Origin of the sequence: Pelagicoccus sp. SDUM812005, assembly GCF_031127875.1 — a bacterium.
GTDB lineage: Bacteria > Verrucomicrobiota > Verrucomicrobiia > Opitutales > Opitutaceae > Pelagicoccus.
Genome location: NZ_JARXIA010000060.1, coordinates 1 through 1,422, shown reverse-complemented (window position 1 = coordinate 1,422; position 1,422 = coordinate 1). Strand labels below are relative to the sequence as shown.

Genomic DNA, 1,422 nt, shown 5'->3' with positions numbered 1-1,422 from the left:
GCTCTCAATGGCTGATTCCCATTCGGAGTCAGTGATCTCAACTTCGTTTGGTCTTTCGATGTGTAGGTTGTATCCCATCTTTAATCACATATCGCTAAGCACTCACGCGGCGCTTGTCGCCGTTGTGAGCTGCGCCTTGATATGCTTACTCATAGTTGAATGTGATCTTGGTTCCATCTGGAATGTCCTTAATCTGCTCAAAGATCTGTCCAGTTACGGCATAATGAACTGAGATATCGTAAACCTTCACGTTTTCTTTCTCATACTCGCCACCCAAGCCAGGCTGCGTAATAAATGAGTAGCACTCATCTTCATTTAATTTCATTCCGTTCTCGGTCAAAGAATCGACCAATGAGATAAGAAGCCATTCGTCGGCATTCTGGTCTTCATCCAGCTTTGTGCAAAAGTCATTTCTGTCATTCGCCAATAAGTCTAGACGTCCAGCTCCGACGTCGAGCATGTGAACCGTTCCATCCGATAAAACCATGAATATGTCTCCAAAGCGGTTCACTAACCAAGGTGTGAATTTGTTTGGGAGGATCCATTTCCAGTCGTCCAAGAGATCATTCCAATCTCTGTTTGCTGGATCTATCAGATAGTCGTTTACGTTCATCTTTTCTGCATATCGTCAAAGCCACACGATGTCGGCTTCGGTTGAGGTTCCATTAGTTGTGATGTTGATTTCCATGCGGTCGTTACGAAAGAGGCGAGCGTTTGCCGACATTGTGTGAGCTGCCTTGTTCGACCTAGTATTTGTATTCATTTTCCAGTGCATGATCTTCATCCGAAGTAGAAGAATAGTTCCTTAATCACTTCAGTATCTTTGTTTTTGATCTTTTCTCCATACCTATCGATCTCAGCTAGAGCGTACTTCACGATAACATCGTTTCTTTCTTTGAATGCTTGGTTGATGGAGTCCTTCACCTCTTCGAGTTTCTCGCCCTTTAAGTAGCGATCACAAAGATCGAGTAGCGTCTCTGTCGCTTGGTTTTTCTCCATTTTATTTTGTCGAACGCAGAGGTCTCACGCGAGCGCTTGCGCGAGTTGTGAGGACCGACTTGATGGGGTTATGTTTTTCATCTTCAGAGTTGGGTTCGTCTTGGAAGTTGGAGCTAATCTTTTTCTTGATTCAGTCTTCGGATCGATTGCCAATTTGCGATCTTTTGTTTGCTGCAGGATCAATCCTAATTGAAGGGGATTTCGGATTGGTTGGCCTTCTCTAATATCGATCTATCCCTCCAACGCGGGATCTTCATACTTCGTTCTTGGATTTAGAATTTGGATACGTCGCCAGGTTGTTCTCTCTTAAAATTCCTTATCTCCCCATCGCTGAAGTGATACGACGAAGGTTAGTGCGGAGCACTAACCGGAGTTGTATCCACTGACTGGTTAAGCCCTTCATTTTTGTTTTTGATCGATCGA

2 protein-coding genes are annotated in these 1,422 nt (G+C 44.2%); both read right to left on the bottom strand.

Features of this window, described 5'->3' with window-relative positions:
* Positions 1-145: 145 nt before the first annotated feature.
* Complete coding sequence (locus QEH57_RS24660) at positions 146-613, bottom strand: T6SS immunity protein Tdi1 domain-containing protein (protein WP_309009474.1); 468 nt, start codon at positions 611-613, stop codon at positions 146-148.
* Positions 614-780: 167 nt separating this feature from the next.
* Positions 781-999, bottom strand: coding sequence for a hypothetical protein (locus QEH57_RS24655; protein ID WP_309009473.1), 219 nt, complete (start codon positions 997-999; stop codon positions 781-783).
* Positions 1,000-1,422: the final 423 nt, after the last annotated feature.

Bases quoted from the DNA above. Each gene is read 5' to 3' on its own strand.
- QEH57_RS24655 (WP_309009473.1), bottom strand. From the start codon at position 999: ATGGAGAAAAACCAAGCGACAGAGACGCTACTCGATCTTTGTGATCGC.
- QEH57_RS24660 (WP_309009474.1), bottom strand. From the start codon at position 613: ATGAACGTAAACGACTATCTGATAGATCCAGCAAACAGAGATTGGAAT.